At 49.4% G+C, this 26,720-nt stretch carries 22 protein-coding genes and 1 pseudogene; 13 read left to right on the top strand and 10 right to left on the bottom strand.

The genetic code is table 11. The features are described from left to right. Positions 1-53: 53 nt before the first annotated feature. From PAV_RS05120 to PAV_RS05105, 4 genes and pseudogenes are all read right to left on the bottom strand, one after another. Positions 54-809 carry an ABC transporter permease subunit gene (locus PAV_RS05120; protein ID WP_005544065.1) on the bottom strand — a complete coding sequence of 252 codons (756 nt, stop codon included), beginning with the start codon at positions 807-809 and terminating at the stop codon, positions 54-56. A gap of 2 nt (positions 810-811) precedes the next feature. Beyond that, positions 812-1,528 carry an ABC transporter ATP-binding protein gene (locus PAV_RS05115; RefSeq protein ID WP_005544064.1) on the bottom strand — a complete coding sequence of 239 codons (717 nt, stop codon included), beginning with the start codon at positions 1,526-1,528 and terminating at the stop codon, positions 812-814. Further along, the gene (locus tag PAV_RS05110) at positions 1,525-1,917 is read right to left on the bottom strand and encodes a GntR family transcriptional regulator (RefSeq protein WP_005544063.1); all 393 of its coding nucleotides are present in this window, start codon (positions 1,915-1,917) and stop codon (positions 1,525-1,527) included. Before PAV_RS05110 ends, PAV_RS05115 begins: the two co-directional genes overlap by 4 nt. A gap of 223 nt (positions 1,918-2,140) precedes the next feature. Further along, positions 2,141-3,293 (bottom strand): annotated as a pseudogene (locus PAV_RS05105) (virulence factor). A 409-nt stretch (positions 3,294-3,702) separates the two neighbouring features. Here PAV_RS05105 and PAV_RS05100 point away from each other — a divergent pair. Beyond that, complete coding sequence (locus tag PAV_RS05100) at positions 3,703-4,812, top strand: MBL fold metallo-hydrolase (protein WP_051135080.1); 1,110 nt, start codon at positions 3,703-3,705, stop codon at positions 4,810-4,812. A 208-nt stretch (positions 4,813-5,020) separates the two neighbouring features. Here PAV_RS05100 and rsgA read toward each other — a convergent pair whose 3' ends face one another. From rsgA to PAV_RS34475, 3 genes are all read right to left on the bottom strand, one after another. Continuing rightward, positions 5,021-6,247, bottom strand: coding sequence for a ribosome small subunit-dependent GTPase A (gene rsgA / locus PAV_RS05095; protein WP_005544059.1), 1,227 nt, complete (start codon positions 6,245-6,247; stop codon positions 5,021-5,023). Positions 6,248-6,727: 480 nt separating this feature from the next. Beyond that, positions 6,728-7,414 carry a hypothetical protein gene (locus PAV_RS05085; protein ID WP_005544058.1) on the bottom strand — a complete coding sequence of 229 codons (687 nt, stop codon included), beginning with the start codon at positions 7,412-7,414 and terminating at the stop codon, positions 6,728-6,730. A gap of 17 nt (positions 7,415-7,431) precedes the next feature. Next, positions 7,432-7,599 carry a hypothetical protein gene (locus PAV_RS34475; protein ID WP_005544057.1) on the bottom strand — a complete coding sequence of 56 codons (168 nt, stop codon included), beginning with the start codon at positions 7,597-7,599 and terminating at the stop codon, positions 7,432-7,434. 165 nt (positions 7,600-7,764) lie between these two features. Here PAV_RS34475 and PAV_RS05080 point away from each other — a divergent pair, with 165 nt between their 5' ends. From PAV_RS05080 to arcC, 11 genes are all read left to right on the top strand, one after another. Further along, positions 7,765-8,427 carry a response regulator transcription factor gene (locus PAV_RS05080; protein ID WP_005544056.1) on the top strand — a complete coding sequence of 221 codons (663 nt, stop codon included), beginning with the start codon at positions 7,765-7,767 and terminating at the stop codon, positions 8,425-8,427. Beyond that, positions 8,420-9,889 carry a sensor histidine kinase gene (locus PAV_RS05075; protein ID WP_040734972.1) on the top strand — a complete coding sequence of 490 codons (1,470 nt, stop codon included), beginning with the start codon at positions 8,420-8,422 and terminating at the stop codon, positions 9,887-9,889. Before PAV_RS05080 ends, PAV_RS05075 begins: the two co-directional genes overlap by 8 nt. A gap of 247 nt (positions 9,890-10,136) precedes the next feature. Further along, the gene (locus PAV_RS05070) at positions 10,137-11,825 is read left to right on the top strand and encodes a PucR family transcriptional regulator (protein ID WP_005544054.1); all 1,689 of its coding nucleotides are present in this window, start codon (positions 10,137-10,139) and stop codon (positions 11,823-11,825) included. A 332-nt stretch (positions 11,826-12,157) separates the two neighbouring features. Next, positions 12,158-13,390, top strand: coding sequence for an allantoate deiminase (allC, locus tag PAV_RS05065; protein ID WP_005544053.1), 1,233 nt, complete (start codon positions 12,158-12,160; stop codon positions 13,388-13,390). 62 nt (positions 13,391-13,452) lie between these two features. Further along, positions 13,453-14,715, top strand: a complete 1,263-nt coding sequence (locus tag PAV_RS05060) for an MFS transporter (protein WP_005544052.1) — start codon at positions 13,453-13,455, stop codon at positions 14,713-14,715. Positions 14,716-14,783: 68 nt separating this feature from the next. Next, positions 14,784-15,551: a (S)-ureidoglycine aminohydrolase gene (allE, locus tag PAV_RS05055; protein WP_005544051.1), complete on the top strand. Its 768-nt coding sequence runs from the start codon at positions 14,784-14,786 to the stop codon at positions 15,549-15,551. A gap of 178 nt (positions 15,552-15,729) precedes the next feature. After that, positions 15,730-16,779, top strand: coding sequence for an ureidoglycolate dehydrogenase (allD, locus tag PAV_RS05050; protein ID WP_040735478.1), 1,050 nt, complete (start codon positions 15,730-15,732; stop codon positions 16,777-16,779). A gap of 130 nt (positions 16,780-16,909) precedes the next feature. Continuing rightward, complete coding sequence (gene fdrA, locus PAV_RS05045; protein WP_005544049.1) at positions 16,910-18,697, top strand: acyl-CoA synthetase FdrA; 1,788 nt, start codon at positions 16,910-16,912, stop codon at positions 18,695-18,697. Between the two features lie 113 nt (positions 18,698-18,810). Further along, a complete protein-coding gene (locus PAV_RS05040; protein ID WP_005544048.1) occupies positions 18,811-20,070 on the top strand; it encodes a YlbE family protein in 1,260 nt (419 codons plus the stop codon). Beyond that, positions 20,045-21,055: an oxamate carbamoyltransferase subunit AllH family protein gene (locus tag PAV_RS05035; RefSeq protein WP_005544047.1), complete on the top strand. Its 1,011-nt coding sequence runs from the start codon at positions 20,045-20,047 to the stop codon at positions 21,053-21,055. Before PAV_RS05040 ends, PAV_RS05035 begins: the two co-directional genes overlap by 26 nt. After that, a complete protein-coding gene (gene arcC, locus PAV_RS05030; protein ID WP_040734969.1) occupies positions 20,985-21,920 on the top strand; it encodes a carbamate kinase in 936 nt (311 codons plus the stop codon). Before PAV_RS05035 ends, arcC begins: the two co-directional genes overlap by 71 nt. Before the next feature lie 134 nt (positions 21,921-22,054). Here arcC and PAV_RS05025 read toward each other — a convergent pair whose 3' ends face one another. From PAV_RS05025 to PAV_RS37165, 3 genes are all read right to left on the bottom strand, one after another. Next, positions 22,055-23,281 carry an MFS transporter gene (locus tag PAV_RS05025; protein ID WP_005544045.1) on the bottom strand — a complete coding sequence of 409 codons (1,227 nt, stop codon included), beginning with the start codon at positions 23,279-23,281 and terminating at the stop codon, positions 22,055-22,057. Between the two features lie 262 nt (positions 23,282-23,543). Further along, positions 23,544-24,449: a penicillin-binding transpeptidase domain-containing protein gene (locus PAV_RS37170; protein ID WP_338010892.1), complete on the bottom strand. Its 906-nt coding sequence runs from the start codon at positions 24,447-24,449 to the stop codon at positions 23,544-23,546. Positions 24,450-24,496: 47 nt separating this feature from the next. Beyond that, a complete protein-coding gene (locus PAV_RS37165; protein WP_338010891.1) occupies positions 24,497-25,579 on the bottom strand; it encodes a penicillin-binding protein 2 in 1,083 nt (360 codons plus the stop codon). A gap of 355 nt (positions 25,580-25,934) precedes the next feature. Here PAV_RS37165 and PAV_RS05015 point away from each other — a divergent pair, with 355 nt between their 5' ends. Next, positions 25,935-26,699: a TrmB family transcriptional regulator gene (locus tag PAV_RS05015; protein WP_005544044.1), complete on the top strand. Its 765-nt coding sequence runs from the start codon at positions 25,935-25,937 to the stop codon at positions 26,697-26,699. Positions 26,700-26,720 lie beyond the last annotated feature (21 nt).

The following is a 26,720-nucleotide window of genomic DNA, read 5'->3' as shown; positions in this document are numbered from 1 at the left end:
GGTTCCTCCTTAATTCAAGCGAGTTCCAAATTCCGATAGTTGAAAATCCCAGATTATTGGGAAATGAGTTCTTTTTTCATTAATGCAGAAGAGGCACTAATAAACAGAATAGTCATTATTAAGAATGCTGCTGCGATTATACCGATTTGATCTGCTGATAACACGGATAGTATGTTGAAAGTGACATTATCCCCAGAAACTTGGGCACGATCCAGCCGAGTTAACCAGAAGATGGAGTTACCCGTCAATCCGTAAACGATCCATAGAATAGGCGTTAATGGCTTCAAGCTGGAACGGGATACGATACTCGTTAGAATGCCGAACGCGCTCATAACGGGAATGGTCAGCATGATGATGCCGTACCAAATCATAGATTCCTCCAGAAATACGCCATACATGGCTAAGCTCAAAGTCCCTTTTACGAGCAGTGCGTAGATAACGAACAACTGCATAGCGAGCCAAGCCATTACATAGAACATGAAAGACATGAATGAACTGACAAACCACTTGGATAGGATCAGTGTGCTTCTCGAATAAGGAAGCGTCAGCCACCAGCCGATGGTTCCGTTTTTCCATTCCCGCTTTACAAGCCCGTATCCCAGCACGAATGTCATATAAGGGAACCCGATGGTGATGATCAGAATGCTATTCGGTTCAAAATGCTTGGCGTTCATAGTGATAAACACGAATAAAAGGATGATTCCAATCGCCCAGTATACAAGAGCCCATTTATTATTGTTGGATTTTGCTTTATGACTGCGGCGCTTAAGCTCATCTTTGGCCAAGAAAAACATTGCACGTAAATCCATTTCTATTCTCCTTCCTTGTGACGATACAAATTGCGGTACAGCGATTCCATCGAGCCATGTTCGCTGCGCAGTGTTTCAACGTCGCCCTGAAGCAGTACTTGGCCGTTATCTATGAATACGACATAATCGAATATCCCTTCTGTCTCGTGAATCTCATGGGTACTAATAAGAACGGTCTGATCGCGTACGGTCAAATTGTCGATAATCGATGCAATGATCCGCTCGCGGGACAGTAGATCGATGCCGGAGAACGGTTCATCCAAGATGAGCAACGGAACATGGCGTGCCATGCAAATGGTTAGCATTAACCTTGCCTCTTGCCCGCGTGACATGCCCTGCGTTGGCATATCCTGATCCAGCTTCATGAAGGCGACAAGCGCATCGGCCCGCTCCCGTTCAAAATTCGGAAGAAGGTTCTCGGCCCAATCCAAAGCGCGCTTCACGGTATGCCCCTCGAACCAGCGGGCACGATCGGGCAAATAGGAGATATCACGGTTCGTCTGCCATCCAGGCGTACGTCCAAGAACTTCCAGTTTGCCTTGATCCGGCTGTATGAGTCCGGTAATCATGCGGAATAGAGTGGACTTGCCCGCTCCATTCGCTCCCAAAATACCGATAACCTTGCCTGCCGGTATTTCGAGCGAGAAATTGTGCAGGGCCAGCTTCTTTCCGTAGCGCTTCGTAATATGTTCGGCCCGTATTGCAATGGACTGACTCATCCTTCTTGTCCTCCCTTATGCGTTAATAGGTGCTGAATATCGTCCAATGTAAATCCAATGCTGTACATTTTCGATAAAAACTCTTGTATCGCTTCTTCAGCCAAAGAAGTGCGTATGCTTGCAACTGCCTCAGCATTCGACGTAATAAATGTCCCTTGTCCCCGGCGCGTCTCCGTCAATTGATCCCGTTCGAGTTCTTGGTAGGCGCGCATGACGGTGTTCGGTGTAATCTTCAGAGCTTGTGCAAGCTCTCGGACAGAAGGAATTTTCTCACCCAATGCGATTTCCCCTTTCGCGATGGAGCTTCGGATTTGATTAAGTACTTGTTCGTATAGTGGTTTGCTTAAGTCCAACGTGAATCGCATTCCGCCAACAATCACGTCATTCAATGAGCTCCCTCCTTCGGTGTATCACTTGTATGTAGTGTATTATATCACTTGATACACTTAATACAATAGGCAAATGAAAAAAGTGTTAAAAATCTTGCGTGAGGCTGGAAATTGGGGCATTTAAACAGTATGTTGATCAGGAATGTGCCGATAGGATTGAATAAATAAAAAAGAGCAGCTTTCCAGTGCTTGCACACGGATTGCTGCCCTATGGCCTTATCAATTATTTAGATGACTGATTGTCTAGTCCGCGCAGCCGAGCCATCTGCTGCCATACGGTGCCGACTGCCTCTTCGCCGGAGCGAATGCGCTCGATTGCCATGCGTGCTTGCAGGGCAACCTCGAACTCGTTATCCTGTGCGGCCTGCTCAAGTGCTGTCAGCGCACGCTCATCGCCGGCTTCATAGAGGAAGCGGGCTGCGCGCCAGCGGACGAGTTTATTTTTATCCTGCAAAGCTATAATCATCGGCTCGATTGCGATTGGATCGCCGATATCAGATAGCGTATCTCCAGCTGTGCGTCGAACGCTTACAGATGCATCCTGAAGCGCTTCGATAAGGAGCGGCATGCATTCTTCGGTTTTGATTTCTCCTAAGTATACTACAGCGAGACGACGGATCTGGCTTTGCTCGTCATGAAGAGCCTTCGCAATAAGTTCCAGTCTCTCCGGTGTCGGCTCCATCCGATCCAAGGCCGCATACCGCATGCGCCAATCTGGATTGTTCAGATGCTGCTTCAATTCTTCATCCGACCATTCTCGGCGTTCCTCAATGAATGGCTCATCCGTACGACCCTTCGCAATGGCTTGCTTTACAAGGGAGGCCACTCGTTCTTCGGTATAGGCGGCCTCAAGCTCCTGTTCAACTTCACGAGCGATATCGGCAAGCTCTCCGTAACGGATGCCGTAGTCGCTAAGCTTGCGTTCCTTAATGAGGGTAGCGCTCGCAACTTCGGTTACTGCTCGTACGAAGCGATCGGACAGACCTACGCGTTCTTCTTGTCCATTGGCTTGAACCCGAATTTGCATCGGAATGCTGCGGAAGTATTGAACGTATACTTGTGCTTCCCCGAAGGATGTCCAGGAAACCAGATCGTCCTCTTGCGTGCTATCCGCTTGGGATTGTCCGAACAGACCGCGCACCTCTTCAAGGATGCGAGCCCAGTCGGCATTCGGAAAACGGTCAAGTGCGATAAAATCGGCAGTATGGAATACGCTCTTTACGCCCTCGATATCAAGCAAGCTTGGCGATAATCGGAGGAGCGGAGCGTCGGTTATCTTCTGAATAGGTACGTCGAATGCCGGCAGGCAGTGTTTCGTCCAAGTGCAGCTTCATAGAATTCGGACTTGGAGTCGGTTCAATTGTGATTAAGTTCATTGACATGCACCTCCGTTGGCGTGTGGTTTGCTTCTATTGTATCGTATCGGAGTGTGAGGAACAATGAAGAGGGATAAGCTTGATAGTGTCAACATGCCAGTACTGGTGCAGCGAAAGCAAAATGACATTTTTCATAAATAGTGTTGGAGCTAATCATTTAGGGCAATACATAGTCTTCATCACTCGACCAACAGATAATAACGTGCATAGGATGGAAGGATGTCGTCAGGAAGTGAGCAGCTTAACATATCGGCATGAGAAGAAGGGCTTCTGCTGTAAATTTGGTGCTGTAGAAAGGTTCTGGTATGCTAAAGGGAGGATGCGGTTTGATCGACATTTGCTCCAATTGCAAGGGAACAGAATAGCCCTTGTCATTCGATCCGAACTATTCGCAAATGAGGTGGTGCTTATGAAGCGCTATTACGTCAACATGGACGATGTGACAACGGTTAAAGCATGGAATCAATTTCGGCGTTGGCAAGCTGAGCGCAAGGATAGATTAAAGACGAAGGATTATTCCTATGTCGTACCGAATGTAGAGCCGGACATAGCATTTTTGAACACCAATCAAACAGAGACAACGATTACGTGGATCGGTCATTCGACCTTCCTGCTGCAAATAGGCGGCTTGAATATTGTAACGGATCCAATCTGGGCCACAAGAATGGCGACGCAAGCCAGACTTGCTCCGCCGGGCATTCCGATTGAAAAAATGCCTCCTGTGGACATCGTTATTATTTCACACTCTCACTACGATCATCTGCATATAAAGTCATTACGGAAATTGACAGGGCCTCAAACCAAGGTAATTGTACCGGATGGTCTGCTTGGGAAGATGAAGCGCAAAGGCTTTTCCAATGTACATGAGCTGGCATGGTGGGAGCATCTGACAATCGCAGAACGGGTGAAAATTACGTTCGTGCCGGCACAGCACTGGACACGGCGGACATTGACGGATATGAATCGCTCTCATTGGGGCGGGTACGTTTTGGAGCATGTATCGAGGGATGCAAAGGCGACGAAACGAAGTACAACTAAAGGTGCTTCAGAACTTTCAGTTTCTTCATGCAGGAAATCGAGTGACGCCCTTCCGTATAAAGAGGAACAGGGTGCCGCATATGAAACAATATATTTTGCGGGCGATAGTGGATATTTTCGCGGGTTTGAGCTAATTGGCGAGCGCTTCCGCATTGATGTCGCTTTGTTGCCTATCGGAGCCTATGAGCCGGAATGGTTCATGTCGCAGCAGCATGTCTCGCCAGAAGAAGCGCTGCAAGCTTTCGAGGATGTAAAGGCGGCAAAGATGATCCCGATGCATTATGGGGCCTTTAAGTTGGCTGACGATACGCCGAAGGAGGCGCTGGATCGGCTGGAAGCAGAACGGGTAAAACGGGGGATTGCCCAAGAGCGAGTATGCGTATTAGCGCATGGCGAGATATGGAACTTCGCAGAAGCGTTCGGAAAATCCGTATCTGTTGTACCATCCTCGTCTTCACGCGTGCGATTGGAATCGCAGTAAGACCACGCTTCGCGGCAGTATGCCTCCTGCGTTAATTGGTACGAATTCGTTATAACTGCGCGCAGTATTTTAAACAGACCAATACGAGCAGTTATATAAATGAATAAACTAGAAAAGGGAAGTCTCTTTTGCAGAGGCTTCCCTTTTGTATTTGCGCTGACGCTTTTTATACTTGCAGTGATACCATTCTCATGTTCGATACTTGCTATCAACGGCGCTTGCTTACACGGCTGCTCCATTTTGACAGCTTTTTATTGTTCTGCACATATTGACGGGCAAGCTGGGCATTTTCTGAGCGGTGCATGTATGCGATTTCCCGCTGGAGCTTATGATAGCTGCGCAGCCTGTTTGCATCAAGCTCGCCGGTATCGATAGCCCCGCGTACGGCACAGCCGGGCTCGCGCTCATGCTTGCAATCGCTGAATTTGCATTGTGCAGTAAGGCTTTCGATATCCTCAAAGGTGTGCGACAAGCCCTCACTATCGATAGCCGTCATAGCTACTTCTCTCATGCCTGGCGTGTCAATGAGCCAGGCGCCGTTGTGCAAACGCAGAAGCTCACGATGCGTTGTGGTGTGGCGGCCGCGGTCATCGTCTGCACGCGCAGCTTGCGTCAGCATTTGCTCGGTGCCCGTCAACGCGTTGGCAAGTGTAGATTTGCCGACACCGGAGGAGCCAACCAGCACGACAGTCATGCCTGGGGCAATGCGTGCGCGAAGATCATCCATGCCCTCGCCAGTCATGGCAGAGACGCAGAACACATCGACGCCGGGAACGGCCTGCATCGCTTGTGCCTCGAAGAGCTCAGGGTCGTCCACCTCGTCCGCTTTCGTCAGCACGACAGCAGGCATGGCGCCACTGTCCCATGCTAGAGCGGCATAACGCTCCAAGCGCCGCGGCTCGAAGTCGCGAGACATGGAGGTAACGAGCAGGGCGAGGTCTGCGTTCGCCGCAACGATCTGCGTATCGCGTCTGCCCCCGGCTACCTTGCGTCCGAACATGCTGCGGCGAGGCAGTACGCCTACAATCGTTGCGCGTCCTTCTGCATGCCGAGGCGCCACAGCGACCCAATCGCCGACGGTCGGCCAATCGCTAAGTGTTGCCATTCCGGCACGTGCCTGTCCAGACAGCTCTGCAAGCCATTCTCCATCGGTGCCAATAACGCGATAGAGATGCTTATGCGCCAGCGCAACGCGTGCGGGCACGAGCTGTCCTGCAAAACGGCGTGCAGCAGACTCTGAAAGCTCATTCAGCCAAGACTCCCACGTGTTGTTCCAAGCTTCATCGAAACCAAGATCACGCAGATCCTTGATTGTGCTATGAAATCCATCTTCGATATCGAGTGTGCTGCTCTCTAGCAGAGGCTCTTGCTGTGAGCAAGTATCTACCATGAGTTGTGTATCCAGTGTGTTGTCATTAGGTTTTATTGTTTCCAATCTGAATTCTCCCTTGTATGCGGCATTTAGCCGCTTCATAGTGAACTTGGTTGTACCTGCGAATGAACGACATTGCGGCATGGTCAAGTTCGGGAGAGACAGACGTTTCAAGCGACTCTAGCGTCGTCATGTATTGGGCTCAATCCATTGCATCATGCGCTAGGCGCTGAAATGTTCCTCCCGAACGTTATATACAATGCTTTTTACCATCTAACATCCCTCGCTTTCTTTTTTAGAGGTAGTTCAAAAAGCCCGCTTTTAATCACGAAGCTGTACAGGAAGGATCTCTACGTCGAATCTTGCATTCACTCTCGAAGTCCAGTGCTCATGTAGTCTTGCCTACACTCCGCGCTTCCTTCTTCGAGTTCAAGCAACCTTCTTGGTGCTGAAAACCGATCTTTTTGAACATTCATTTGAAGAGGTAGTTCAAAAATCCCGCTTCTAACCACGAAGCCCTTCTCTTGATTGATCAAAACGGGCTTACATCTTTTGCTGGGCAGCAGCATCATCAAACTTAACTACCTTCATCACTTTATTTCCGTCTTTCGTCATGCCGTTAACCATGCCGGACTTCACTTCTATATTGATGCCAAGCTCTTGAAGCTGAGCTTTTACTTGTTCTTCGGTAAGCGTCCCCGCTTTCATTTGGTCAAGAATGGATTTCACTTTTTCCTTGGTTGCTTCATCAAGGGTATCCATCTTCGATTTATCCATCTTTACTTGGAAGTAATGACCCTTGCTGAAATCCACATCCATGTCGATGCCAAGCTCTTGCAGTTGGGATTTTACTTGTTCATTCGTAAGGGCTCCTGTTCTCATTTGCTCAAGAATTGCCTTCACCTTTTCTTTCGCAGCTTCGTCAAGGTTATCGAGTTTTGCTGCGCTTACCATTACGCCATGAGTTGCTTTGCTGAAATCCACATCCATGTCGATGCCGAGCTCTTGCAGTTGAGCTTTCACTTGTTCTTTCGTAAGGGAACCGGCTTGAGCTTGCTCAAGAATCGCTTTTACCTTTTCTTTGGTGGCGTCATCGAGATTAACAGAATTCACTTTGCCTAATTTAAACTTGATGCCGTCATGATCTCCTTTGATACCAAACTCCACATCGACGCCAAGCTCTTGCAGCTGAGCTTTCGCTTGCTCTTTCGTAAGCGTTCCCTTCTGCATTTGCTCGAAAATCGCTTTTACTTTTCTTTAGAAGTTTCATCAAGATTACTTGTTGCCTTTACCTTAATAGCAGTTGCTGCCAGTTGTCCGATAGATTGTGCTGGAACCTCAGCCGCGAATGCAGATCCCAAAGAGGCGAAGGTAAGTACAGCACCTAAAGCAGTTGTAGTTAATGTCTTTTTCATTGTCGTCAATCTCCTTTGCAGTCGTATTTTTGTTGACAGCCTCATTGTATGGCTTGTATCTGGAGTTATGATGAAGCTCGTGTAGAGTTTCAGTGGGGATTTCATGCACGTCTTCATATAAACTTCAGATTCCGCAGCTATACTGGTTTACGAGGTGAGATGGCAATGAATGATCGAATTCTAGTAATCGAGGATGATCAAGAGATTCGGGAACTCATCAAACAATTTTTGATGACTCAACAATATGGTGTTGAAGTTGCATGTGATGGAATAGAGGGCATGAAGCAATTTAATAAGCAAGCCTTCGATTTAATTTTATTGGATGTCATGATGCCCAATTTAAACGGATTTGAGGTAGCCACGATGATTCGAAGCGAGTCCAATGTTCCGATCATCTTGCTGACGGCATTAGAGGAAGAACAGGATCAATTGAAGGGGTTCGATCTCGGGATCGACGATTATATTACGAAGCCTTTTTCTTTTCACGTATTGATACGGAGAGTTGAGGCCGTGCTGAGAAGAAGCAAGGATCAAGGAACGAATAATGGCTTGGTTTTCAAGGAGGTTCGAGTAGATTGCGACGCCTATAAAGTGTTTGTGAATGAGGTAGATATCCCTTTAACGACCAAAGAATTTGAAATCGTGCAGCTGCTGGTTCAAAACGAGAAAAAAGTACTCACCCGAGAAAGCATTGTCGAGAAGGTATGGGGCTTTGATTATTACGGAGAGACGCGCGTTATCGATACGCATATTAAAAATATTAGAAAGAAATTAGACATACCCTACATTAAAACGGTAAAGGGGATCGGCTATAAAATTGATGAGTAAATGGTTGGACATGCTGAAGATGAAGCGCATCACTCATAAGCTTTTTGTGATTACCTCGCTCATTTTGTTATCCTTTGCCGTCCTGATTTATGTATCGTTGTACTTTTTTCTGCCAACCTTTTACGAGCAGTACAAGACGGATCAGCTAAAGACTGGGATTGAAGAAATCATAACGAAATCGAAGGAGCTTGATTTGCAGTATGGCGTGCTGCTTCTTGATACTTTTTCCAAAAAAAATAATGCAAACGTCTATCTTCAAAATAAAGAGGGAGCCATCATATACTCGCCATATTTTCCTTCGATTCATAAAGCTTATCCGCTATCGACGCTATCGGCGGAAATAAGAGCTGGAACGGCCAAGACGTCTATAAGTACAAATTCCTATAATGTCAACGTTCCTATTCAATATCGGGATATGGCTGCCACGCTTGTCGTATCAGCTACCTTTCAGCCGATTGATGAGGCTTCGCAGGTGCTGGCTCTTTTCCTCCCTTATATGAGTATTATCGTGATCGTGATTGGCATAGGGAGCGCTTATTTGTACTCCAGGTTTATTACCAAGCCGCTGCTTTACATTAATCAGGGCGCGCGGAAGATGGCGAAATTGGATTTTAGCGAACAAATCGAGGTTCGTTCCTCGGATGAATTGGGGGAGCTGTCCAATAGCTTAAATGAAATGTCCGTTAATTTGCAGCAATCGATGCTGGATTTGCAAACTGCGAATCGGCAGCTAAAAAGCGATATAGAAAAAGAAAGGGAGGCAGAAACGAAACGCAGAGAGTTTTTCGCGATTGCAGCACACGAGTTGAAGACACCGCTAACCGTGATGAAGGGGTATTTGGAAGGGATGATTTATCATATCGGCCCTTATCAGGATCGCGATCAATATTTGCGTAAAAATCACCAAATTATTGAGGAAATGGAGAAGCTGGTGCGCGAGATTTTAAGTATGTCGAGGCTGGAGCGACATACGTTCAAGCTGCAGCCGGAAGAAGTAAATGTTTCGCAGCTTGTGGATACCGTTACTGAAAACCTTGAATTTTTTGCCGGTCAACGGGATATTCAGCTTCTGAAGCAGATCGATTCAAATATCATGATCCATACTGATCGCATTCTGTTGGAAAAGGCGTGCAAAAATATTATTCATAACGCGATTATGTACTCGCCGCAGGGAGAAAAAGTATTCATTCGACTAACTCGGAATTTACAGCGGAGCTGCCTCCAATTTCAAGTCGTTAATACGGGAGTGAGCATAAAAGAGGAGGATCTGCAGCATATTTTCGAACCTTTCTTTCGCATCGAAAAATCACGAAACCGCAATACAGGAGGAAGCGGTCTAGGGTTATATATTGTAAAGCAGATTTTTGATGCTCTTGGCATCTCATTCTCTATGCACAATATCGGACAAGGGGTTCTATTTGAAGCTGTGATTCCGTTATCGGAACAAGGGATCACTAGTTAGAGACGGGAACGCAACCGTAGCTAAATGAATGCCATTTCATGACGAGCGTTGGGTCGATTGATGGTCAGACATGCCCATGATCGGCCTTTTTCTTATTATAAGGTCACAAAGTTTTCACGGCGCTAACGTTATAGCGGATGAATTGTCTGCAAAAGTAAGGTAATCTAGTAGAACAGCAATCATATGTAAGTTAGCTCTTATTCTGTACTCGACTGAATCTACTTCTACATCGATGGGAGCTGGAAAGATGGAATTCAGAGTAAAGGACTTATTTCAAATCGAAACATTAAAGCAAGCATTCGTGGTCAGCGGCAAGCAAGGATTGCACAACCCGATTCGGGGCGTTACCATCATTGAGGCGCCGGATATTGCGGAATGGATTAGCGGAGGAGAATTGCTGTTAAGCAGCCTGTACCCGCTGCAATCATATGATGACTGCGAACAGCAAGCCTTTATGACTCAATTGTCTGAAAAGAATGTAAGCGCTTTAGTAATCAAAACCGGTCGGTTCGTGCATGATATCCCGTCAGGCATCATCGAAGCGTCGGATAGATACCATATTCCCGTCATTCAAATTCCGAAGCAGGTTCCTTACCGCGAAATTATGTATCCGGTCATGGAATCACTGTTCAACAGTCAAGTGGTCAAGCTCAAATATTTCAAGGAGGTTCATGATCGCTTCATCGCGCTGACGCTGGCGAATAAAGGCTCGGACAATATGATTGCCTCCTTAACGAAGCTCATCGGGAATCCGGTTACGTTGTATGACCGGAACTTCGGGACGATAGCGGCGACCGATCCGCGGTTGGCGGCGTTTGTAGTGCTGGAACAGGAGGAGAACGACGATAACGTTCGAATCGATACCGAATTTTCTTGTTTCAGGCAGCGCGTGAATTATCCGGACTGGAATGGAAGCACCGCCCATCAACTCGTGATCCCGGTTGAGACAGTCAATCATATTAAAGTGCATCTGGTTATCCATGAGACATGCAAACAGGTGGAGGCGCTAGACTTCATCGCGATAGAGAATGCGGCCACCTCCTTGTCGCTTGAGCTTATTAAGCAATATGCGGTCGCCGAGGTGGAAATGAAATTCAAGGACGACTTAATCGACGATTTGCTGCACGCGAAGTTTGAATCGCTGCAGAGTGTATATCAACGGGCTAATGTAATCGGCTGGAATCTAAGCAAGACGCACATTGTCGTACTGTTTCGCCTACAGAGTCCGGATCATGGCCGTATAAATGATGCGGAACGATACGGTCTTCATAATCCGAATCAACGCATGCTGTACGAGCTCATTCAGCAGCGGCTGCCGGAAGGAATCATACGGAGCCGAAGCGATCAGCTAGTCGTACTGTGGAGCGCGGATAGTGAGCAGGGGGATAAAACAGCTTGTATCCGTTCGATAAAGGAAGCGGTTCGCGATATTCAACAGATCTTCTGTAAGCGCGTTCAGCAAATAGAGGTGCAGGTCGGAATCGGAAGCGCGGCGGCGGATCTTTTGGAGCTGCCGCGGAGCTACAAGGAGGCACAGGATGCATTGCACCTCGGCACGATGATGAACGGCAGGTCCGCCATTGCGGCTTTTTCGGATTTGGGAATTTATCGCTTGCTTTGTCAAATCGAAGATGCCGGAGAACTGGCGAAGTTCATTCCGCCATCGCTGCATAAATTGCTTGCTTACAAGCAGCCGAACCGCAACGATTTAATTAAAACGCTGCAAACGTTTTTGCAGCACCATCAAAACGCGGCCAAGACGGCCGAGGAATTGTTCTGTCATTATAAGACGGTGACGTATCGCATGGAGCGCATCAAGGAAATTACCGGCATGGACATGGACGATCCGGATGAGATGCTGTCCGTGCAGGTCGGGTTGAAGATTCTTGTGCTGTTGGAGGACAAACCGTTGGCGCCCCATATCGCAATCGGATAATCGGATAACAATCGAATTATGTTTTGAGCTCTCAGACTTAGTCTCATGAATGCAAAGTACGTTCATGAGACTAAGTCTGTTTTTTATAGGCTCCTCTTGTTCCTCGCTTATCCAAAATGGATAAAAAGACACCCCGTTTTTTATCGAGTTGCCTCGATGTTATTCATTTTTAAAGCGTTTACAATCAAGGTGAAAGCACAAACGGCCTTGGCAGCAAGTACATAAGGCCGCTGAAAGAACGCTCTTTATTGCACCGCGGATAGGCGGACGCGTGCGCCGTTTATCTCGCTTGGGTCATGCACACACATCTTGCAGAAAGGACAGATACGACTATGGATCATATCCAAACGGAAACCGTTCGTCTTGTCGAGTGGCTGAGCCAATTCGGCAACGACCCGAATGGAGGCGTTTCCCGCCTGCTGTATTCCAAGGAGTGGACGGCTGCGCAAAAAGCATTGGAGCAATGCATGAAAGAGGAAGGATTCATTACGTATTATGACGAGATCGGCAACTTGTACGGGCGGCTGGAAGGCAGCCTGTATCCGGAAGAAACGATAATGAGCGGATCTCATGTAGATACGGTGCGCAACGGTGGGAAATACGACGGGCAATATGGCATCATAGGGGCTTTGCTGGCTATGAAGACATTAAAGCAGAAGCACGGGCAACCGCTTCGCAACTTGGAAGTGGTCTCATTTGCGGAAGAGGAAGGCAGCCGTTTCCCCTTTACGTTCTGGGGAAGCAAAAATCTTGCGGGCACAGCAAACAAGGAGGATGTTCAGAATATAGCCGACTTCCAAGGCGTTCGCTTTGTTGAAGCGATGGAGCAGGCGGGTTTTCAATTCCCCGATAGCAAGACGGAAAAGCGCAGCGATATTCAGGCCTTCGTGGAGCTGCATATTGAACAAGGCAGCGTGCTGGAGCATGAAGGCTTGCCGGTCGGCGTCGTTCACAGCATCGTCGGCCAGCGGCGCTTCACGATTGAGCTCTCAGGGGAAGCCAATCATGCGGGAACTACGCCGATGGGATATCGCAAAGATGCCGTGCATGCGGCGGGACGCATGATTCAACAAATTCTGGATCTTGCCCAAGCCCACGGCGATCCGTTAGTGACGACGGTTGGCAAGATCGAAGTAAAGCCGAACGTGGTCAATGTCGTGCCGGGCAGCGCGCTGTTCACTTTGGATATCCGTCATACGGACAAGTCAGCATTGGTTCGATTCAGCGATGAGGTTACTGAATTGATGGAGCGCACCGCCAGAGCAATCGGAGTCGAGCTTAAGATCGAGATGTGGATGGATGAGGATCCCGTTCCGATGGATCCCCGAATTCTCGATGTACTGGAGCGGCAATGCGAGAAGCATGGCATCCCGTTCAAGCTGATGCACAGCGGGGCTGGACATGATTCCCAAATTATGGCGAAATTTGTGCCGACAGCGATGCTGTTCGTACCGAGCCGCAAAGGGATCAGTCACAATCCGGCCGAGTATACCAGCCCTGAGCATCTGGCAGCCGGCGTTCAAGCCTTGACCCATGCGCTGTATGAGCTGGCATACGAGGCATAAGAACATCGTGAGCCGGACAAGCAGGCAGACATACAACTAGGTACGCTGAGGAGAGTGAAATTGTGAGGGACACGGGCCAACAGGAAAAGTGGGAGTATTGGAAAAAGGTCATCGTGATGCTTTGTCTCGGATGGACGGTCATTTGGATATACCGCACCATCTTGAATCCAATTCTTCCCGAAATACAACGAGATTTGAATGTGACGTCAGATGCAAGCATGGGTCTCATCTTCAGTGTGTTTTTCTTCGCGTATACAATGATGCAAATTCCGTCGGGTTTGCTGGCGGATAAGTTCGGACGAAAGACGATAATTATTCCGGGGTTCATTCTATTCACGTTAGGCGCAATTCTCGTCGGGTTCTCCAGTTCACTCATGTTCATCTTAGTGGCGAGCTTCATTACGGGATTGGGGCAAGGAACCTACTACGGGCCAGCCTATTCGATATCTTCGGAGACGATCCCGAAGGAGAAGCGGGGTGTCTCCACCGCGATTATTAACAGCGGTTCTGCCATCGGCATGGCGATTGGCCTGATCGGCTCCAGCTTTCTCGTAAAGGATGCCGGATGGAATTGGCGGGTGCTTCTCTTCATTACGGCAGGATTGGCATTTCTATTAATGCTGGTATTTGTCAAGAACATTAAAAAAAGCACTGCACCATCCAATGCAGCGGCCAACGCGCAGGGCGATACGCAAGATAAGGCGACATTGAAACGTTTGCTTGCCAATCCGAAGATGATTGCTTCTTATGTGCTATATTTTGCAACCTGCTACGGCTATTACATGATCGTGACCTGGCTTCCCTCTTATTTGCAGGAGGAACGGGGCTTCCACGGAACTGCGATTGGCTTTGCGGCTGCCTTGGTCGCATTCAGCGCCGTGCCTGGTGCGCTGCTCTTCAGTCGGCTGTCCGACAAATTCATGCATAAGAAGATTACGTTCATTATTCTATTGGAGCTGCTGGCTGCGGTCATGCTGTACTTGACGGTTTCCGTAAGCACGAATACGCTGCTGATCGTTTGCCTCATTCTGTACGGTTTCTTCGGGAAGCTGGCGGTCGAGCCGCTCTTAATCTCGTATGTGGCGGATATTGCGCCGAAGCAGGGAGTCGGGGCAACATTCGGTTTCTTCAACTTCTTCGGTATGATGTCTTCGGTTGTGGCTCCGTTCGTTACGGGACTCATATCGGACGCAACGGGCAGTAAAGTATTGGGCTTCTATCTGGCCACGGTCATCATTGTCATCGGCTCGACGGTTATGGTGCTGGCGAATTTGAAGAAGGAGCCGCAAGCAACCAAGGGCGAGGAACATAAGCAGTCTGCATGATGTTAGGATACGTATTTATTGCTTTTCCCTCTGCAAGCGAATTCAATTTCTAAAGGAGCGTGTATACCATGGGTTACCCACAAGATTTGTTAGCGAGTCGTTCGATTATTAAACGAGGCAATTTTGCACTGATCCCGCCGGAAGGCTTGGTCAAAAATGTCGTGCCGGGCTTTGAACAGTGTGATCTTACGATACTGGCTTCACCACGATTGGGCGCCAAATTCGTCGATTATGTGGTGACGATGCATGAAGGCGGCAAAAACGTGCAGGGTTTCGGCGAAGCCGGCGTCGAAACGTTCGTGTACTGCATGGAAGGACGCGTAAAAGCTTCGGCGGATAAGCAGTCCTTCTCACTGCAAGAAGGCGGCTACCTGTACTGTCCTCCGGGAGTGAAGCTGTATTTGGAAAATGAACAGGTGCAAGATACGAAATTGTTCTTGTACAAGCAAAAATATGTCCCGCTCGATGGAAGCGAGCATGCTCCGTGGGTCGTATCCGGAAATGTGCATGAACTTGAAGCGATGGATTACGACAATATGACAAACGTCAAGCTGAAGGATTTGCTGCCGACAGATCTGGCATTTGACATGAACTTTCATATTTTATCGTTCGAACCGGGCGGCTGCCATCCGTTCGTCGAGACGCATTACCAGGAACACGGAGCCATTATGCTGTCCGGCGAAGGCGTCTACAATCTGGACAATGAATGGATTCCGATCAAAAAGGGCGATTACCTGTACATGGGGCCTTACGTCCCCCAAGCGACTTACGCAGTAGGCAGAGAGCCTTTCGCTTATTTGTATTCGAAAGACTGCAACCGTGACGCTTCCTTGTAAGTGGTCAGGCGCTTTTTGAACCATAAATGGTATGCAAGAGATAGAACAGAAATAGAACATACGGTTGAACGGCAATACGGATTAAGATAATGAACCGTCTTCCGCTGCTGGTGCAGCAATGCGTAAGCTGATTGATGGCAGCGGGAGGAAGGCGGAATAATTGCAGAGAGGTGCTGACATGAAAGTAACCAAGCAGAACCTGCATCAGCTTATATGTACGAAGTTGACCCGTGCCGGCCTGTCCGCAAGCCATGCGGACGTGGTGGCGGACGTGCTTGTTCATGCCGATGTTCGCGGCGTCCATTCCCATGGCGCGATGCGGGTCGAATACTATGCGGAACGCATTTCCAAAGGCGGTACGAATGTAAGTCCGAACTTTACGTTTGAAAAGACAGGCCCATGTTCTGCCGTATTAGACGGGGATAACGGGGCCGGGCATGTTGCAGCGAGGCAAGCAATGGAGCATGCGGTGAACATGGCCAAGGAGAACGGAGTCGCCGTGGTCGGCGTGAGACGAATTGGACATAGCGGCGCCTTGTCCTACTATGTGCAGCAAGCGGCTCGCGAGGGGCTTATCGGCATCTCAGTGTGCCAATCCGATCCGATGGTTGTTCCTTATGGCGGAGCTGAGGCTTATTACGGCACGAATCCGATTGCTTTTGCTGCTCCGGGCGAAGGAAATACGCTCATTACCTTTGATATGGCGACGACCGTACAGGCTTGGGGGAAAATTTTGCACGCTCGTTCGAAGCACGAGGCGATTCCCGATACATGGGCGGTCGATAATCAAGGCGTGAAGACGAACGATCCATTTCAAGTGCATGCGCTCCTGCCGATCGCAGGGCCAAAGGGATACGGCCTTATGATGATGGTAGATGTGCTGTCAGGCATTCTGCTCGGCCTGCCGTTCGGCAATCGCGTCAGCTCGATGTATCACGATTTGACCGAAGGCAGAAATCTGGGCCAACTCCATATCGTGCTTGATCCGTCCTTCTTTACCAATTTGGAGGAATTTCGCCGCAACATCACGCAGACGATGCGCGACCTGAACAGCATTCAGCCTGCACCGGGCTTCGAAAAGGTACTGTATCCGGGGCAAAATTACGATTTGATCGAGCAGGAGAACGAGGCGAACGGAATCGAGATTGTAGACGAAGTCTACGAGTATCTCGTATCGGACGTTATTCATTACAACAAGTATGATCATAAAGATCCGTTTGCCACGTAAACCAATCCGTTATTCAATGACGATTCTGATGAACATTCGAACTCGCTGAACTCGCTGAACTCGCATTAGTAACTGTAGCAACTGTACTTGCAATCGTGCCAACATTACGGACAACCAGGGGTGAATCAAGATGCTGCATACGATCATTAAGCCGAATTCATATCAAGATTCCGTCAATTTGATGCTCTTGACGAATCATATATCAGCATTAGAGGGCGTAGTCCAAGCCTCGATCATGATGGGGACGCCAGCCAACAAGGATATCATGGGCAATTCCGGACTCTATACGGATGAACTGGAGAAGGCGGGAGCCAACGATATGTGCATTGTCATTGATGCAGAGGCGAACGGGAATGTGGACGATATGCTCGCCGCCGTTGACCGCTTTTTAAGCGATCAATCTGTGAGCGGCAGCCAGTCTTCCACGTTGAGCGTTCGCTCATGGGAACGCGCTTTGAAGGAGAATCCGGGCGCCAATCTGGCGATGATCTCGGTACCGGGACAGTACGCGGCCGAAGAGGCGGACAAAGCGCTTGAACTTGGTCTGCATGCATTCATTTTCAGCGATAATGTGCCGATCGAAGCAGAATTGAATTTGAAGCGCAAGGCGCATGAAAAAGGCTTGCTCGTCATGGGGCCGGATTGCGGTACCGGGATTATATCCGGCGTTCCGCTCGCGTTCGCGAATCGCGTAAAGGGAGGCAATATCGGCATCGTCGGCGCATCGGGCACCGGCATTCAAGAAGTATCGACATTGATCGATCGCATGGGCGGCGGCATCAGCCACGCGATCGGCACAGGCGGGCGCGATCTCTCGGAGGGGATTGGCGCGATTACGATGCTGGATGGCATTCACGGATTGGAGCATAGCGACCAAACCGACGTCATTGTCGTCATCTCCAAGCCGCCGGCGAAGGAGGTGCGCGATCGGGTCGTTCACCAGCTGCAGGGGATCTCAAAGCCGGTAGTTGCCCTATTCCTGGGAGAAAAGCCTTCCGCGCATGAAGGTAATATGTATCAAGCATACACGTTGGAGGAAGCGGCGAGGATCGCGATTGATTTGGGGAAAGGCAACCCGGTGCTGCCTCTGTACAGTGTGCCGCTTGAAGTGCCGGAGACGGAATTGCAATCGGATCAAACCTCGATTCAAGGTTTATATGCCGGAGGCACTTTGGCTGCGGAGGCGGCCATGCTCATTGCGGATGCGCTTCAGTTGCAGGATGGACTTATCCACGAAGCGGGTTATGTGCTTCGCTCGAACGGCCATGCCATTGTCGATCTGGGGGATGACATGTACACCCAAGGCAAGCCGCATCCGATGATTGACCCGGCCACGCGAATTCAACATATCGAGAAGGCTGCGGCCGATCCCGCTACGGCCGTCATTTTATTCGATGTCGTGCTCGGCTACGGCGGTCATGACGACATGGCAGGAGTGCTGGCGCCAGCAGTCGAGAAAGCTTCGTCCAAGGCGAAGGCGGAAGGGCGCAACATTTATTTTGTAGCTGCATTATGTGGGACTTTGCAGGATCCGCAGTCATATGCGGAACAGAAGCGCAGATTCGAGCAGGCGGGCGTGCTCGTGAAAGAGAGCAACAATCAAGCAGTGCGCACGGTGCTAGCGATGATGAATCTTAGCCTTGAAGATGTACCGAAATCATATCGTCCGGCAGCTACGGTCTCTGCCGACAACCGTGAATCTTCCTCATTCGTTCAGCAACTGCTTAACGGAAAGCCATCCATTATTAACGTAGGACTGTCCAAGTTCGCGGAAGCCATTGCGGCGAGCGGCAGCGGCGCCACGGTGGTGCAGTACGACTGGCGTCCGGTTGCGGGCGGCAGCGCCAAGATGCAGCATATCTTGAAGCAATTGAATCAATACCGATTTAACGGGCGAATAAGATTGGTTCATGCATAAGCGATGACCAGTGAAATGCGCGAACTAGTGAATGGGAACTAACAAGCGGTCTGTATTGCAATTGCCAAGACCTTTATGGATCCTGCAGAACAAACAACTGGGAGGAAATTCGCATGAATTATAACACCATTGATGAAGCCAATCAGGCGGTTATTGATAAAATCTCCGGCGGTACGCCGTTCCTCGTCGATGTCGTGGCGGCCCATACCGTTATTCCAGAGCTGAAAGGCAAGACGCTGCTCCATGCGGGACCGCCGATCGTTTATGCGGACATGACAGGCCCCATGCAGGGCTCTTGCGTAGGCGCCGTGCTATTCGAAGGCTGGGCGAAGGAGGAAGCGGAGGCCCGTACGATGCTGGAGCAGGGCGAGATCCGCTTCATTCCGTGTCACCATGTGAAAGCCGTAGGTCCGATGGGCGGCATCACGTCGGGCAATATGCCGGTATTCGTCGTGCAGAACCGCACCGAAGGCAATGAGGCCTACTGTATTATGAATGAGGGAATCGGCAAGGTGCTTCGCTTCGGCGCTTATTCGGAGGAAGTGATTGCTCGCTTGACTTGGATGAAGGATGTGCTGGGTCCGACGCTGTCGCGTGCGCTTAAAGCAACCAAGGGCGGGCTGAATCTGAATGTCATGATCGCGAAGGCCATAACGATGGGTGACGAGTTCCACCAGCGCAATATCGCGGCTTCGCTTGTCTTCTTGAAGGAGATAAGCCCTTATATCGTCAATCTCGACATGGAAAAACGGGAGATACAGAGCGTCATCAAGTTTTTGGCGGACACCGACCAATTCTTCTTGAACATCATGATGGCAGCGGCCAAGGCAGTCATGGACGGCGCCCGCACAATTGAAGCAGGCACGGTCGTTACAGCGATGTGCCGGAACGGCAAAGAATTCGGCATTCGCATAAGCGGCATGGGCGATGAATGGTTTACTGCGCCCGTCAATACGCCGCAAGGGCTGTTCTTCACGGGATACTCGCAGGATGATGCCAACCCGGATATCGGCGACAGTGCAATTACGGAAACATTCGGCGTAGGCGGGATGGCGATGATTGCTGCACCGGGCGTTACGCGGTTCGTCGGCGCTGGTGGATTCCAGGATGCCTTGGCGACAAGCAATGAGATGATCGAGATCTCCATCGATCAGAACCCGAATTTTACCGTTCCGACATGGAACTTCCGCGGCATCTGTCTCGGCATTGACGCCCGAAAAGTCGTCGAAACCGGAATTACGCCAGTTATTAATACCGGCATCGCCCATAAGGAGCCGGGAGTCGGGCAGATCGGAGCAGGCACGGTTCGTCCGCCAGTCGAGTGCTTCGAGAAGGCGCTTGAAGCGTATGCGGCCAGACTTGGACTTCTATAGCGCGCCGTTGTATACGTCTTGCCTCAGGGGAGAGGAGATTCATGCGGAACTGCCGGCGCTCCTATCCCAGAGGCGGCTTGGCTTTGTCCACAGCGTTTTCGAAAACGGCATCAATTTGGCGATAGGAGAGGGTGAGGAACTCGTCTTTATCGGGACGACGAAGAACGGCAGATTACCATTCGGCATCCATATGGGAGTGGAACGCGTAAGAAGGCTGCGCTGCTCTGTTCGCTGTGGCGATCCCGTGATTGCCTCAACGCCGGATATGCTGCTATTCCGGCATCCATCTCGTCCACTCGTTCTAGACTTGTCTCAGGCAGAACCCTTTCAATATCATATCGAACAAGAACATTACCGCAGTTATCGTAATTTGATTCATATCGACACGATGCTGCATGCATGCCGGGCATGGGGCGTATCAACCGGGCTTGGCGTGGAGTGGGACCGATTTCTTGCGGAGGATTATTACCCAGATGAGCTGCAATCGATCACGTTACGGCATATGGAACAATTGATGATCAGCTTGGTATGCGGCGAAGTTCAGGCGATTGCAGAACATTTGCGCTTTTTCCTTGGCCGCGGACAAGGACTGACGCCAGCGGGAGACGATTGTCTGGTCGGCATACTGGCCGTTCAGGCATTGACGCAAGCTTTTCACCCTGCGTTATTGAGCATTTTGCATCATATTATAGAAAGAGAAGAGATTACGACGGATGTGAGCAAGGCTTATTTGCGACATGCGCTGCGCGGGCGCTTTAGTGACAAGGTGGTTAAGGTGCTGAACGCGATGATGATGGAGGATGCCCTTTATTTTCAAGCCAAGCTTGTACAATTGCTGCATTCCGGACATAGCTCCGGGATCGATACAGCATTCGGAATCGCTAATTCCATTATGGCACTAAGGAGGTATGAGCATGTCAGAACGAGTTGTGATCGCATTGGGAGGCAACGCCATTTTGCGGCCTCATCAAGAAGCGACCTATGAGAATCAACTTGAAAATGTGCGCAGAAGCAGCGAGATCATCGCCGATATCGTGCAGCAAGGCTACGAGGTGATCGTTACGCATGGCAACGGTCCGCAGGTCGGTTTGATTTTGCAACAGAATGAGGAGGCAAAGGATGTCGTTTCTCCCTTCCCATTGGACGTATGCAATGCAAAGTCTCAAGGGATGATCGGATACATGCTTGATCAATGCTTAAAAAATGAACTTCGCAAGCGCGGCTTAACGCAGCATGTTGTTAGCGTGCTGACGCAAACGCAAGTGTCTCCAGAAGATGAAGCGTTCCGGCAACCGACGAAGCCGATCGGCACCTTCTATAGTGAGGAGGAGGCCAAGCGCATGATGCGGGAGAAGGGCTGGAACATGATGGAGGATGCAGGTCGAGGGTGGCGGCGCGTCGTTCCCTCGCCGCAGCCGCAATCCATTATGGAAGCGGAGACGATCATGAAGCTGGCTGCAGACGGCAACATTGTCATTGCATCCGGCGGAGGCGGCATTCCGGTTGTGCAGGCAGCGGATGGAACGATTTCCGGCGTCGAGGCGGTCGTGGACAAGGATCGCAGCGGCCTCAAGCTTGCTCATGAAGCGAGTGCCGATATTTTCATGATGGTAACCGATGTGAATCATGTTTTTATCCATTACGGCATGCCGGAGCAGCGGGCACTAAATCATATCAGCACGGCGGAAGCGAAGCAATATGTCCGGGAGGGCCATTTTTCCGCAGGCAGCATGGGACCAAAGATGGAGGCAGCCGTCGCATTCGCCGACCAAGGGAAGCATGCTATCATTTGTTCCCTTCAGGAAGCGGCCTTGGCTCTCCAGGGAACGTCGGGAACGCATATTTCCTAATCCTAAGTTGGCGCTAAAGAGAGGATTGCATCAGACGGTTATCAATTCTGTTGCAGTTGCATTGAAGAAATAGCACCAGCATTTCTCTCGTTAGAGGGACGCTGGTGCTATTGTATGTAGGTATGTCATTCATATTATTCAACGAGCTCTTTACCTTTCGTTTCCGTACCGAGCCAAAGTACGGCAATCGCACCAATCAGAATGGTGACGAAGAACAACCAGAAGATCGCGCTGACGGCGACTTGGCGTGCAACCATCATGCCGACGAGGTAAGGGGCGACGATGCCTCCGACTCTGCCGAAGGATGCAGCAAGACCAACGCCGGTTGAACGCACCTTAGTTGGATACAGTTCAGGTGTATACGCGTACATGCCTCCCCATGCGCCGAGGTTGAAGAACGACAGGCAAATTCCGGCTGCGATCAACATTCCTTCCGTTGTCGCGCTGCCGAACCAGGCGGCGCTTGCCGCAGTTAATACTAAATAGACGACAAGGACGAACTTGCGCCCGAACTTTTCGATGAAGTAAGCCGCGGTAAAATATCCGGGCAACTGGGCAAGCGTCATGATGAGCACGTATTCGAAGCTTTTGACCAAGCTGAAGCCCTTCAGCACCATGACAGAGGGGAGCCACAGAAACATGCCGTAATAGGAAAAAACTACGGTAAACCATAATACCCATAGCATGATCGTGGAGCGGCGGTGCGAACCGGACCATACCGATACGAAGCGGTCGCGGAAGGACAGCTTTTGCTGCTTACTGCGATTGGCCTGTTCGGTGAAGCGCGGTGGATCTTGGATGGCTTTCCGCAAGTACAGTGCGTATAGTGCTGGGGCTGCGCAGATGAGAAATGCAGCTTGCCAGCCATAGGTAGGGATGACGAAATAAGCAATCAATGCAGAAGCGATCCAGCCAGCCGCCCAGAAGCTTTCCAGCAGAACGACGGCACGACCGCGCTCCTTCGCGGGAACGGATTCAGAGACGAGTGTGGAAGCGACAGGTAATTCACCGCCAAGGCCCGCTCCGGCGATGAAGCGTAATATGCACAGCATCGTGAAGCTCGTTGCAGCCGCGGATAGCCCGCTGGCAATTGAAAAGATGACCAGCGTCCAGAGCAGTACAGATTTTCGGCCATACTTGTCTGCCAATGACCCGGCCAGCAAGGCTCCTACTGCCATGCCGACCGAGTTCATGCTTGTAAATAGTCCCGTCTGCTGCGGGGTTAAGCTCCATTCGGCTGCCAGTGCAGCCGCGATAAAGGAAATGATGCCGATATCCATCGCGTCGAACATCCAGCTCAGTCCGGCACTCATCAGCAGCTTGCGCTGCTTCGGCTTATCCAACGTTTTCACCGTATTCATTTCATTATCTGCCTCCACTTGATATGAGTTTGGATATGAGTTTGTTCAAAAGATCACAAGCGAACTCTAGAACATCCTTTAATGAGGTGCCACTTTCTCTCTCGTGTGACACCATTCACAGTATGGACTTTATCATAACAAATAAAGCTAATTTTGGTCATAAAATTTATCGAAAACTAGGTAAGTTAGTCTGATAGCGAGCTTCAGCCTAATCAAAAAAGCGACGACCCCAATTTAATCGAAGGCCATCGCTTGTCATTTACTATTTAACTTGCTGATTAGTCGAAGTTTGGCGCGGCGTACCCGTAAGCCCGACAACTTCGTCGTACGCATCAAATATAGCTCGCGCGATTGGCGCTGCGCTATAAGCCCCGTAATTGCCCTCTGGAACAACGACTGCGACAGCTAAGGTCGGATTTTGCGCGGGAGCGTACGCAATGAACACTCCATTTTCTACTCTGATGCCTTTTGCGACTTCCTGTTCGGATGTTCCCGTTTTCCGATAATAGTCATAATTGAACCCTTCAAATCCCTGTACCTTCACTCGGCTCATGCCAAGCTCAATCAAGTCCCAATAGGCTTTATCGAACTTTGCTTCGTTTAGCATCTCCGGCTTAAACTCTTTTACTACCTTTCCGTCCGGATCCGTAATTTTGCTGACGAACTGCGGCTTCATTCGCTTGCCATGCGAAGCCAGCGTAGCCGCATACTGGGCGAGCTGAAGCGTTGTATACTTGCCCTGCTGGCCGAACGAAGCGTATGCAAGAGCGGATTGCGCGCTGGCGCGCTCGGCTTCGCTCATGTAGTCCTTTAGGCCGGCTATCTCTCCAGGCAGTCCGCTGCCGGTTTTTACACCAAGTCCGAACATTTCCATATATTTGTCCCATGTCTTCAGTCCGTTCACATCCGTTCGGGAATATAAACGTTTGCCGATCATATCGATCATAAAGGCATTGGAGGAGAATTCCAGCGCTTTTGCGGCATCGATGCGACCATGCGACTTGTTGTTCGCATTCCGGATTTTCCTTTTTTCGAGTCCGATTTCGGCATAGCCGATGTCAGGATAATCATCGTACACGCTGAACAGCTTTTCCTTCAAACCGATAAGGACGGACAACGGCTTGATTGTAGAGCCAAGATACACGATGGAGTTCGGGTGCTTGTTCATTTCTTTTTCCTCGTATGGGCCGTAGGCTGCTTTAATCGTGCCGTTGTTCATAAAGGATTTATTTTTTCGTAATCCTCAACGCTGATGGAGCCGTTCTTCCAGACATTGCTGTCATAATCCGGCATGCTGGCCATAGCGACGATATTGCCCGTCTTTACTTCCATGGCGACGGCATAGCCCGTACGTGCGTTAGGGGCTCGCTCCACGGAATTGGAGGAGTTGCGTATTTTCTGCAGCGTATTCGTAATCGCGTCTTCGGTCTTCATCTGAATGCTTTTGTGAATGGTTAGGTGAAGATTGTTGCCGCGCTCGGGCTTTGTCAATTCCATTGGGCCCATAATTCGTCCTGTTACGTTAACCGGGAACTTTTTGAGTCCGTTTTTGCCGCGGAGCTCTTCCTGGAACATGAACTCAAGCCCGTCGACGCCGACATCCTCATAATCAAGGTATTTGAGTTCCTCGAGCCGGGAATTTCTATTTTCGTATATCTCCTTATAATAATCGTAAGACTCTCGGACACCTCTGAACTTTTTCAGATAGCCGATCGTTTGCACCGCGACTGTATCCTGATCATAGTTTCTGACGCTGTCTTCCCTAATCTCAAGATCCTTATATTCGGACTTATGCTCCAAAAAGTAAGCAATATCCTTCGGAGATAGATCCGTTTTGATCAAGCGGGGGACATGTACGGGATTTACATTGGCATTCAAATCCATACGCTTTACGATATCCTCGACAGATTGTTTTTCCTCTCCCGTTTTGGTATTACTTTTAAATCTTTCGACGAGCTTTTCAGCGAGCTCCTTGGCTTCCGCTATATTTTCTTTCTTCTTGTAATTTTTGTTCACGTTAAAGTAAAGAGATTGTCTCGATGTGGAATAAGCGATCTTATGATTGCCAGCATCATAGATGGTGCCGCGAATCGGTGCGATAGCTGTAGTCCGGTAGCCCAATGAAGTTTCTTTTTGCTTGAGGGCGGGACCATCTACGAATTGCAGTAACGCCAAGCGTATAATAAGTATGGCAAATAAGGCGAATGTAAGAAAGAAAAATCCAGTCAGCCGGACAGAAAACTTGCGTTCATTTTCTGATTTCTGTTTGTTTGCGTGCGTTTCATTCGATAGATTCAAAACACTAATTTCCTTTCTGCATCTGCGTATCTTGTTCCGTTTACCTAGTTCGTCATTTATTTTGTCCAAGTGAACCTAATCCTTTGTTTGTTAATGATCATATATTCATATATACAACAAGAATATAATTATTGTCCAAATTAATATTCAATATGAGAAAAAGCAGACTTATACGTCTATTAGATGCAGCAGCGATTGCGATGGTTTCTTGTAATAATTTACAAATTGATGTAACTGTTCAGCGGCTTCGCTTAGTGTTCGACTTTTCATTTTGAATCGACTGGAGTAAGATAATCCTAACATCATCATGATACGGACAAGTTCCAATACGTTGCAGGAATGCGAAGGAGGAGCCATGCTTCAGAAATTCGGTTTTTCACAATATGAAAGCAAGGTATATGAGGCGCTGGTGGCAGGAGATGGCCCAATGGATGCTACAAGTGTAGTGAAATATTCGGGTGTGCCAAAGGCGAAAATATATGAGGTGCTGTCGCGCCTTATCGATAAAGGCTTAATTTCGGATTCCATATCAGAAAAGAAAAAGACATATTTAGCGCTGCCGCTTCAGGTTGTCATCGACAAGCTGTCCAAGGAATTTGAGCAGAGCATTGAGCAACTGAAGCTGATGAATGAACGCAAAATCGTCACGGACAATCAAGTGTGGAGCTTGAAGTCCGAAGCCTCGATTGCGGCGTACTGCCAGCATATCCTCGAAGAGGCGGCAGACACGATTATCGTCTCGATGTGGAGCGATGAATTCAGAAAATATGTGCCTCTGCTCGAACAGCGGGAGCGGGATGGTGTACGCGTAGAGGCTTTTGTAATGGGGAAGAACGTGCCGCAGGCACAAGTATCGAAGCTGCATACGTTATCGCCCACGGAAGAGCATCATACGCTGGAACGATACATGCTGGTCGCAGCCGACTCTTCGCAAATTATGTTCGCGGGGATGGAGCAGGGGGAATGGCAGGCCATGCGCACCGGGGCGCAGCCGTTCGTTAAATTCTTCATTGAGTTCTTTTACCATGATGTTGCATTGGCGAAAATTTCGCAAAAATATAATGCAGAGCTACTAGCGGACGAAGAAATGAAATCCTTGCTTATGCGGCTGCGCTATTAAAGAGGATTAAACTGTTGCATG

The organism is Paenibacillus alvei DSM 29, assembly GCF_000293805.1.
Taxonomy (GTDB): domain Bacteria; phylum Bacillota; class Bacilli; order Paenibacillales; family Paenibacillaceae; genus Paenibacillus_B; species Paenibacillus_B alvei.
This window is presented reverse-complemented; position numbering and strand designations above follow the sequence as displayed.